This window comes from Pauljensenia sp. C0254C2 (genome assembly GCF_056583835.1).
Map to the genome: position 1 here is coordinate 63036 of NZ_JBWPJO010000011.1, position 9802 is coordinate 72837.

General features: G+C 55.9%; 7 protein-coding genes. 5 read left to right on the top strand and 2 right to left on the bottom strand.

The annotated features are described in order from the left end of the window. Positions 1 to 127: 127 nt before the first annotated feature. The 3 genes from AC1DA5_RS08525 (at position 128) to AC1DA5_RS08535 (ending at position 4458) form a co-directional block, all read left to right on the top strand. Positions 128 to 1762, top strand: a complete 1635-nt coding sequence (locus AC1DA5_RS08525) for an ATP-binding cassette domain-containing protein (protein ID WP_480289888.1) — start codon at positions 128 to 130, stop codon at positions 1760 to 1762. Positions 1763 to 1781: 19 nt separating this feature from the next. Further along, positions 1782 to 3176: an ABC transporter permease subunit gene (locus AC1DA5_RS08530; protein ID WP_480289890.1), complete on the top strand. Its 1395-nt coding sequence runs from the start codon at positions 1782 to 1784 to the stop codon at positions 3174 to 3176. A gap of 127 nt (positions 3177 to 3303) precedes the next feature. Continuing rightward, positions 3304 to 4458, top strand: a complete 1155-nt coding sequence (locus AC1DA5_RS08535) for a substrate-binding domain-containing protein (RefSeq protein WP_058236037.1) — start codon at positions 3304 to 3306, stop codon at positions 4456 to 4458. Between the two features lie 45 nt (positions 4459 to 4503). On the opposite strand, the gene AC1DA5_RS08540 is transcribed toward AC1DA5_RS08535, so the two are convergent. Further along, positions 4504 to 5256: an ATP-binding cassette domain-containing protein gene (locus tag AC1DA5_RS08540; RefSeq protein WP_058236036.1), complete on the bottom strand. Its 753-nt coding sequence runs from the start codon at positions 5254 to 5256 to the stop codon at positions 4504 to 4506. After that, positions 5253 to 6434 (bottom strand): ROK family transcriptional regulator, encoded by a 1182-nt coding sequence (locus tag AC1DA5_RS08545; RefSeq protein WP_058236221.1) that lies wholly within the window; start codon positions 6432 to 6434, stop codon positions 5253 to 5255. The genes AC1DA5_RS08540 and AC1DA5_RS08545 overlap by 4 nt, the downstream gene beginning before the upstream one ends. A gap of 152 nt (positions 6435 to 6586) precedes the next feature. Between AC1DA5_RS08545 and AC1DA5_RS08550 the strand changes: the two genes are divergently transcribed. Together AC1DA5_RS08550 and AC1DA5_RS08555 are read left to right on the top strand one after the other, a co-directional pair. Further along, entirely contained in the window at positions 6587 to 7801 is a 1215-nt protein-coding gene (locus AC1DA5_RS08550; protein ID WP_058236035.1) for an ABC transporter permease subunit, read from the top strand. Between the two features lie 190 nt (positions 7802 to 7991). After that, the gene (locus AC1DA5_RS08555; protein ID WP_092648329.1) at positions 7992 to 9419 is read left to right on the top strand and encodes an NAD(P)-dependent malic enzyme; all 1428 of its coding nucleotides are present in this window, start codon (positions 7992 to 7994) and stop codon (positions 9417 to 9419) included. The last annotated feature ends 383 nt before the right edge of the window (positions 9420 to 9802 follow it).

The window sequence follows — 9802 nt, forward strand, 5'->3', positions numbered from 1 at the left end:
TTGCGTTAGCGGCTACTGTAATGAAGGGAAGAGACGCGGTGGTCTCTGCTGACATTCCACCATATGTGCGCGGCGACAATATTTGGATTTAAAAGTTAAACACAAATGCGTAAATTGACTTCATGAAGTGAAACTGGCGTGTATTGTGGTGGTGCCTGAGGGCATTGCAGCTCGCGGCATCACAGTCCATCAGTTCACTGGAGAACGAATGATCGATGAAGCACAAGACACGCTCCTGGAGATGAAGCACATCACCAAGGCGTTCCCCGGAGTCATTGCACTCGACGATGTCAATCTAAGAGTGCGTCGCGGCGAGATTCACGCAATTTGCGGGGAAAACGGCGCAGGTAAATCCACATTGATGAAAGTTCTGTCCGGTGTGCATCCCCATGGCACCTACGACGGCCAGGTTGTATACAACGGTGAGGAAATGAGGTTCGCGACAATTCGCGACTCTGAAAGAACTGGAATCGTCATCATTCACCAGGAACTTGCTCTCATCCCGACATTGTCGATAGCGGAGAACATGTTCCTGGGAAATGAGGTTCGCAGCAGTTTCGGAATTGACTGGCACCAGACACGACTGCGGGCAGCCCGATACCTGGCGGAGGTTGGACTGGACGAGTCGCCGGATGAGCTGATTTCGAACATCGGGGTCGGCAAGCAGCAGCTCGTTGAAATCGCGAAAGCTCTTGCCAAGGACGTCCGACTGCTGATTCTGGATGAGCCGACCTCTGCGCTGAATGAGGAAGAATCAGCGCATCTACTGGAGCTCATGCGCAAGCAGCGCGGTCGTGGAATCACCATGATCATGATCTCGCATAAGCTCGACAAAATCGCCCAAATCGCTGATTCAGTCACGGTCATTCGTGATGGGAAAACCGTGGGATACATTGACGCACAGAATTCACCGATCGACGAGGATCACATCATTCGTCTCATGGTCGGGCGTCCGCTTGACCGCCGCTTCCCCGAACGTGAATCGCACCCCGGTGACATTCGATTTGAAGTGGATGACTGGTGGGTTCGCCACCCTGTCGCCGCAGATCGATGGGTATGCAAGGGATCGAGTTTCTATGTCAGGGCAGGGGAAGTGGTCGGCTTTGCGGGCCTGATGGGTGCCGGGAGGACTGAGCTGGCGCGCTCCATTTTTGGCCGATCTTACGGAGTGTGGGAATCGGGCAGTATGAAGATCGACCACCAGCCAGTTAAGGCTGATACCGTACCTCGCGCCATCGAAGCGGGACTGGCTTACTTGCCTGAAGACCGCAAGACCCTCGGATTGAACCTGCTGGACGTTATATACGAGTCCGTTATCTCGGCACGCCCGGAAAAAATCACCCATAACGGGATCATGAATATTGACGAAGGGGTCATGGCAGCCGAGCAATATCGTAAAGAATTGCGAATCAAGACCCCATCTGTCATGACAGGGGTCGGCACGCTGTCCGGCGGGAACCAGCAAAAAGTGGTTTTAGCGAAGTGGATGTTCACTGACGCCGACGTCATGATCCTCGACGAGCCAACCCGTGGGATTGATGTGGGCGCCAAGTATGAGATTTACACCTTCATTCAGCAACTCGCCGCTGCAGGAAAAGCTGTGATCGTCATCTCTTCTGAATTGCCCGAACTTTTGGGAATCACCGACCGAATCTACACGATTTTCGAAGGTCAGATCACCGGCGAGATGCCGTCGGATCAGGCAGACCAGGAAACACTCATGCACCTCATGACCTCATCAACAACACCCCAGTCCGCGTAGCAGGAGAAAAGGACACACTATGAAAAAGAATTTTCGCGCTCTTTTCGGGGGCGATTTTCGACAATTTGCGATGATCGCAGCGCTACTGGTGATCGTCGTGTTTTTCCAGGTCTTTACGGGCGGCAAAGTCCTGCAATCACAGAACCTCATGAACCTGATCATGGGCAACGCATACGTGCTGATCCTGGCGATGGGGATGGTACTGGTCATCATTGCCGGGCACATTGATTTGTCGGTGGGATCGGTAGCAGCCTTCGTTGGCATCATCGTTGCCAAATTGACGACTGAATCCGGGTTGCCGCCTGTTGTCGGCTTGCTGGTAGGACTGGGCGTTGGCATCCTCGTGGGATGCTGGCAGGGTTTCTGGGTAGCCCAATGGGGAATCCCGGCGTTCATCACAACCCTGGCGGGCATGATGCTGTTCAGAGGCGCCAACCAGTTCATTGGGAAATCCATGACAGTACCTGTCCCTGAGCTTTTCCAGACCCTTGGCGCGGGCTATATGCCCGATATTGCTCCAGATGTCTTAGCCTTTAACTTGCCGACGATGGTCCTTGCTGTTCTGATCGTCGCCGCGCTGGCATGGGGCGAATTTAACCGTCGGCGCAAGAGCCTCCGGGCCCAGTCAGATGTGCCGCCACTGTGGGTACCGATTGTGCGTCTTGTCCTTGTAGGCGGTGCCATCCTGGGCGTGATGTGGCTCTTCGCTACAGGCAGGCCAGGCACGTCGTTCCCGATACCAGGACTCATCGTGGTTGTCCTTGTCATCATTTTCCACTTTATTTCGACACGCACAATCATCGGACGGTCCGTCTATGCGATTGGTGGCAACCGTGCTGCAGCAGCTTTGACAGGCATCCGCGTCAAACGCACGAATTTCGCTGTCATGTGTACCTCCTCCGTTCTAGCCGCTATCGCAGCGATGGTGTTTATCGGCCGATCCACCTCATCGGGGCCTCAGGACGGAAATATGTGGGAGCTCGATGCGATCGCAGCCTGCTTCATCGGCGGCGCATCCGTGTGGGGCGGAATTGGAACTATCGGTGGAACGATGGTAGGCGCTCTGGTAATGGCATTTCTGAACAACGGTCTTCAGCTGCTGGGCGTGGGCTCTGACTGGACACAGATCATTAAGGGACTCGTTCTGCTCCTGGCCGTCGCAGTTGACGTCTACTCCAAGCGTCAGGGCAAGCGCTCGCTGATCGGTACGTTCCAAAACGCGATACGAAACAGGCGAGCCATCGAATCGGCGGAGAATTCTCCTGGCAGCAGCCCGGCAAAATTAACTGCCGGCTCGCCAACCATTGACGAAGCGGACGAGTCAGCTCTCATGCAAATCAGTAACGACGCTGGAAAAACATCGGTCGATCCTGTCACGAAAGGAGAATCGCCTACGGGCAGTTCACCTGCCTGATCCATGAAACCAAACAGATGCTTGTCGGCAAACTCACGCGGTTGGAGTGGATCAAACGTTCCGAGCGCGCGTGGATTCTCACAGACGAGCATTCACTGACAGACTCACTTATCGAAAGAAGGAAGACATGAAACCTCTCAAGAAAATTGCGACGGTCTGCGCCGTTTCCACCCTCGCCTTTGCTATGAGTGCGTGCGGTGGACGAGGCGGGGGCACCTCGGATCAATCCGGTGTTGCTGCGGACTCAGGTGCGTCAGGAGAATCGGCGGGAAGCGCCGGTGGGGATATTTCGTTGGGCATCGCTATGCCGCAAAAGACGTCCCAAAACTGGGTTGAAGCCGAGCAAATGTTTAAAGATGACTGTGCCGAAGCAGGCATCACGTGTACCTTGCAATTCGCAAATGGCGGTGTCGCCGAACAACAGAACCAGATTGCCGCAATGATTGAGAACGGCGTTGATGTTCTGTTGATTGGCGCTATCGACGGGTCCCAACTGGGCACACAGCTTCAGCAGGCGAAGTCGGCGGGCATCCCCGTCATCGCCTACGACCGACTCTTGACGAATACCACGGACGAGGACTACTACATCGCCTACGACAACTACGGTGTTGGTAAGCTGCAGGGTCAGGCACTGCTGGAAGGACTTGAGGCGAAGGGTACGCCCACGCCCTGGGATATTGAACTATTTGGCGGCTCGCCCGACGATTCGAATTCCTTGAAATTCTTCAACGGTGCGATGGAAGTGCTTCAGCCCAAGATCGATGACGGTACCCTGGTTGTGAAATCTGGCCAAAACGATTTCACCAAGGTCGCAACTCAGGGGTGGAAGCCCAATAATGCGCAGGATCGCATGTCTTCGTTGCTGACGTCCACCTATCAGGGGGATGAAGTTCCCGACGGTGTACTCTCGCCCAACGACACACTGGCGCGCGCAATCATCACCGCCGTTGAGCAGGCTGGAAAACCTGTTCCAGTAGTGACGGGTCAGGACTCTGAAGACGAATCTGTAGGCTGGGTTGTCCAGGGCAAGCAATATTCCACGATCTTCAAGGACACTCGTCTCCTGGTCAAGGGCGCCATTCAGCTGGCTATGGAGGCAGCACAGGGAAATGCTGACCCAACCGTTGACGGCGCTACTGTGGACAAAGAACAGTATGAATCCATGGAAGGTCATGCTGTCACGTCCTTCCTGCTGACTCCGCAGATTGTTACTCAGGACAATGCGGAGGAGATCTACAAGGACGACGCCCACCGCATGGAGCTCGTCAACGCAGCCAAGTAGACGTTCTGTCATCGACGAGGGCGGCCTGTGGGTCGCCCTCGTCCCTTATCTGGGGGACTGAACACGTGTTGCTCCGGTCATGGCAGCAATGATGTCTTCGTAGGAGGTGGAGCGGGCGTTGAACGAGCCGTTGTTGCGCCCGTGACGGAGGACTTCGACGCGATCAGCTGTTGCACGCACGTCCGTGAGATTATGCGAAATGAAAATGACGCCCAACCCGAGATCCCTCAGATGCTCAATGTAAGTCAGTACCTCAGCCGTTTGAGTCACAGAAAGTGAAGCGGTTGGCTCATCAAGGATGACTATTTTCGGGTGTGCGACCAGTGTGCGCGCGATCGCCACACACTGACGCTGTCCTGCTGACAATTGATAGAGCGGCGTATGGACATCGGGGATTCTCGAATTCAACGATTCCAGATACTCGCGGGCTAATGCGTCCATCGCGTCGTCGTCTAGTAAGTGCGAGGTGCGCATTTCGTTTCCGAGAAAAATATTGGCCGTCACATCGAGGTTGTCGCACAGTGCCAGTTCCTGGAACACTGTGGCGATGCCGAGCTGGTGAGCATGCGACGTTGACGAAATCGTGACAGGTTCGCCGTCGATCACGATGCGTCCACGTGAGGGAGGATAAACTCCGGCAATCATCCGTGCCAACGTTGATTTGCCTGCCGCATTATCGCCAACGAGCGCCACGACCTCATGTCGGTGAACTGTCATGGAGACGTCGACGAGCGCTTCGACGCCGCCGAAGAAGCGGCTGACGTTGCTGATTTCCAGAAGCGGAGCGGATGTTCTCATGACATCTCCTCGTGGCTGGAGCGATGGCCGAACGTGTCCATGGCGAGGGCGAAAGCACCGATCACCTCTGAGCGCGGTCCAAGCTGCGCGGGAACGACGTGGATACCTGCCTGAGTAAGCAGGGGGCGGTTGTTGACTGCATCGCGGATAGGGTCGATGAGGATGTCGCCAGTTTGCGCCAGTTCTCCTCCGATGGCGATTACTTGCGGATCAGACCACGTCGCCAGATCTGCCAATACAGATCCGAGGGTCGCTCCCGCATCTGAAATCGCCTGGCGGCACCCGGCATCTCCGTCGTTGGCCAGTGCAATGACATCTCGCAAGGTGAGGTCGCCTCGTGAGAAGCGAAGGGAATCGATCAAAGCGTCGGCGCCGACAACTGTGTTCAGACACCCTCGTGCGCCGCAGCGACAAATGGGGCCATGAGGGGCGACCTGAATATGTCCTATTTCGCCGACGGTGCCGTGGGCGCCGCGATAAAGCTGGTGGTTGATCAGTACGCCTGCGCCGGTTTGGTAAGAGACCCGCGCATAGATGCTGTTGGCGGCACCACGGAGCGCGCCGTAGCGACTTTCAGCGAGGGCACCTACATTCGCGTCGTTGTCAACAACGACTTCGCTTCCTAAGCGACGCGAGAGCACGTCGCGCACGTCCACGTTTTCCCAATCGCGCATGATGCCGGGAATCGTGATCTTGGTGTTCGAGGGGTCAATAGGGGCCGGCAATGCAACTCCGATGCCGACCAGTTCGTCAAGAGTGGCTCCAATTTTGTCTGTCAATTCCAGGATCAGCAAAGCGGTCCGGTCAAGGGTCGTGTCAACGCGATGATCTATTGGCAAAGGTAGAGACTGATCGGTTCGTGCACGTCCTGTAGCATCCGAGATCGTGATATGCAGCGCACGTCGGCCGATATAGACGCCAGCTGCCAGTCCGGTTTCGCGGGCTAGCGTCACCAGCTGAGCACGCCGACCTGATCTGATGGTGTTGCGTGTTTCAACTATTCCCTGCGACTGAAGTACTTTGACGATGTTGGAAATCGTTGCAGGTGACAGTCCCGTTGCGCTGGCAAGTTCGACTTGTGTGATCTGCCCATAGCGCTGCACAGTATCGATCACGCGCGCTGAATTCGCTTCACGTAAGGATACTTGGGAACCCACGGGTCCACTTGTCACACTCACGTAATCACGGTACCAAACCACGATGCCTAAACCTCGGGATCGCTGTGAAACGTGGCGCGCATGTCACAGAGTGCGCCGAGCGTTTAGGATGAAAATGGCAGTATCCATTTCGGAAGAACTCAAAGGTGCGTATCGCCCAGGTAGGAGACGCGATGAGCTTGTACCGTCGCTTGTTTGGTGAGCACACGCAGCTACACCTCATGGTCGCTTTGCTCATCGCTCTGACGTTGTTCTTCAATATCGCTACGTCAGGACGGATGCTGACGGCGCAGAATGCATACAACCTACTGGCCGGTAACGCCTATATTTTAGTGCTTGCCATCGGGATGCTCATGGTGATTGTCATCGGCCAAATCGACTTGTCGGTGGGATCTGTTGCGGGCTTCGTCTCGATGACGGTGGCCTTGCTTTTTGAAGGGATGGGCGTGCCATGGTGGCTCGGACTTGTCTGCGGACTTCTGATAGGTGGACTGATCGGAGTGTGGAACGGGATATGGATCTCGCGTGTAGGGATCCCGGGGTTCATCGTGACACTGGCAGGAATGATGCTCTTTCGGGGAGCGATTGTGTGGGAGTCGCGTTCACTGTCGTTCCCGCTGCCTCGTGAGTTCCAGGTTCTGGGCGCTGGAACGCTGCCTCAATGGGGACCGTCATGGACGGGGATGAATAATTCAACGCTGCTGGTCGGTGTGGTAACGGCCTCGGTTTTGGTCGTCAATGTGATTCGTCGGTATCGGCGTCGTGTCGTTCGCGGAGCCATTGAAGCTGAACTCTGGATCCCTGCAGTGCGCTGTGCGCTCATCATGGTCGCTGTGGGAGCACTGACATGGCTTTTCGGAGGCGACACCTCGACGAGTGCTTTCCCCGTTCCCGGGCTGCTCCTGCTCATCCTCGTGTTTGCATATGTGCTGCTCACTGAGCACACTGCGTTCGGCCGGCACGTATATGCAGTAGGTGGAAATGCTCATGCCGCGGCCTTGTCCGGCGTTAATACCCGCGCAGTCCAATTCGCTGTCATGGTCAACATGGGCGTTCTTGCAGCGTTGGCCGGAATGATGTTTGCTGGTCGAGCGACAGCTGCCGGTCCCCAGGACGGCACCCTGTGGGAACTCGATGCGATCGCTGCAGTCTTTATTGGCGGCGCAGCAGTTTCCGGGGGCGTAGGAACGGTGACGGGAGCTGTACTTGGAGGACTGGTGATGGCGGTACTCAACAATGGTCTTCTCCTATTGGGGGTCCCTTCTGACCGAAGTCAGGTGATTAAGGGCCTCGTCCTGCTCATGGCGGTGGCATTTGACATGTACTCGCGTAGACGTTTTGACGTGTCATTGTCGTCCCGCCTGTTTGCCGCGCAGGTGAGGCGCTGACTCATCGGGTTTGCGGACAGCGCCGCTGAGCTGGGGTGTGTGGATGCGCCGATCAGTCTTCGCCTGTTGAGCGCGAAGATGTCCACATTGTGCGATCGTTAACACCGTCGTTCCGAAAGGCTTGTACGATACAAAACGAACGAACTGACATACCGCGTGAACATTACGCTTTTGAGGAATGATTGTTTGTATGCGTACTTCTCCGTCATATACCGCCTCCTACAGGCTTGAATTTGATGAATCACAAGCGTCCATCGCCACCATCATCGATACGGTGACCGCCACAGGTGCCCAGGTGAAGGGATTCGATGTCGCGGATTCAGATCGCGGCCATATGACCATTGATCTGACTTGCGATATGCGTGATTCAAACCATCGACGCGAAGTGGAAGCTACCCTCGACGCCCTGCCTGGCATTCATACTGCAGCCGTGTCAGACCAGACCTTCCTCGCTCATATCGGCGGAAAAATCGCCATCGCTCCGCGCGTCCCGCTGCGTAACCGTGACGACTTGTCGCGCATCTATACCCCGGGTGTGGCTCGTGTATGCACTGCCATTCACGACATGCCGGAAAAAGCCCACCTGTTGACCATGAAGTCCAATACGGTGGCCGTCGTTTCAGACGGGACGGCTGTGCTGGGGCTGGGAGACATTGGTCCTGCTGCTGCGCTTCCAGTGATGGAGGGCAAGGCGGTCCTGTTCAAACAGTTCGGTGGTGTGGACGCGTGGCCAGTCGTCCTCGACACAAAGGACACCGAGGAAATCATCTCGATTATCAAGGCGATCGCACCGGCCTATGCGGGCATCAACCTGGAGGACATTTCAGCACCTCGCTGCTTCGAGATTGAGGAACGCCTGCGCGAGGAACTTGATATTCCGGTTTTCCACGACGATCAGCACGGCACCGCGATTGTTGTCCTGGCAGCTTTGCTCAATGCGCTCAAGCTGGTGGACAAGAAGATTGACGAGGTCCGCATCGTTGTGTCGGGTGTGGGGGCCGCCGGGTCAGCGATTATCCGTCTCCTGATGGCTCAGGGAGCAAAGGATATCGTGGGGTATGGCCGCACTGGAGCGCTGTGTGCGGATAACGTTGCAGGCATGCATGCTTCGCGTCGCTGGCTTGCTGAGCATACGAACCCGCGTCGGGTAACCGGCAACCTTAAGGATGGTCTGCGCGATGCTGATGTGTTTATCGGTGTCTCACACGGCGGCCTGATTACCGGCGAAGATGTGGCGACGATGGCTGATGACGCGATTGTCTTCGCGCTTGCCAACCCGACACCCGAGGTTGACCCGCTCGATGCCGCTCGATACGCACGCATCGTTGCGACGGGGCGTTCCGATTACGCTAACCAGATCAACAACGTGCTGGCTTTCCCAGGGCTGTTCCGCGGGTTGCTTGATGCGAAGGTCTCCCAGATTACGACGGAAGTCCTGAGGGTTGCCGCCGTGGCGATCGCATCCGTCATTTCGGATGACGAGCTTTCGCCCAGCTACATCATTCCCGGTGTCTTTGATGACCGCGTGCCGGTGGCCGTGTCCAAGGCGGTTCGCCAGGCTGTTCGTGATCTTCCCACCGTGGACATTCCGAACCAGGAGCACCTGGGTACTCGCTGAGTACAGTGCAAGCGCGCGTGGCCGCTTTCGTTGATCGTGCATCAGGATTGACGAGGGCGGCCGCCGCATGTTCCACGCACTTCACTATGAGTGGAGACCGTGGAACGGTCGCGACCCGGAGGAGTCGTTTTCGTTGGAAATAAGCGCTTTTGATTCAATGTGTCGATGCTCACCCTGCCAAAGTTTGACCTCGAGTGGCAAGGTGAGTATATTTAATTCTCGCCGCTGATGGTGGAGCCGAGAGGTTCTGGTGTTAGTGGTTTTACTACGCTAGAGGGCTTTCTTAAAAGTTCTTGACCGTATGTAGGTGTTGTTTGTGAACTCGATAGTGTGTTTGTTTTGTTGATGCTTGTTTTTGTTTTTTGAGTTTTTTTGGTTGGGAT

Coding starts and splice junctions, on each gene's coding strand:
- AC1DA5_RS08530 (WP_480289890.1), top strand. CDS start 1,782: ATGAAAAAGAATTTTCGCGCTCTTTTCGGGGGCGATTTTCGACAATTT.
- AC1DA5_RS08535 (WP_058236037.1), top strand. CDS start 3,304: ATGAAACCTCTCAAGAAAATTGCGACGGTCTGCGCCGTTTCCACCCTC.
- AC1DA5_RS08540 (WP_058236036.1), bottom strand. CDS start 5,256: ATGAGAACATCCGCTCCGCTTCTGGAAATCAGCAACGTCAGCCGCTTC.
- AC1DA5_RS08550 (WP_058236035.1), top strand. CDS start 6,587: ATGAGCTTGTACCGTCGCTTGTTTGGTGAGCACACGCAGCTACACCTC.
- AC1DA5_RS08555 (WP_092648329.1), top strand. CDS start 7,992: ATGCGTACTTCTCCGTCATATACCGCCTCCTACAGGCTTGAATTTGAT.